General features: G+C 72.2%; 1 protein-coding gene. It reads left to right on the forward strand.

What is annotated here, in order from left to right:
* The coding region (locus tag ADK41_RS14865; protein WP_159043976.1) for a transposase at positions 1-255 on the forward strand (255 nt) is incomplete at both ends.

Raw genomic sequence — 255 nt, forward strand, 5'->3', positions numbered from 1 at the left:
CCCGCCATCCGCTCCCGGCGCGGCCCCCGCAGACGCCGGCCCGGCAGGCTCCGCGCCGACAAGGCGTATCACTCCGCCGAGAGGCTGAAGTGGCTGCGCAAGCGGGGCATCGTCCCGCGCATCGCCCGACCCGGCATCGAGTCCAGCGAGCGTCTCGGCCGGTACCGCTGGAAGATCGAACGGTCGATCTCCTGGCTCTTCGGCTACCGCCGCCTGACCGTCCGGTACGAGCGCAAAGGCAGCCACTTCCTGGCC

The organism is Streptomyces caelestis, from assembly GCF_001279005.1.
GTDB classification, from domain to species: Bacteria; Actinomycetota; Actinomycetes; order Streptomycetales; family Streptomycetaceae; genus Streptomyces; species Streptomyces heliomycini.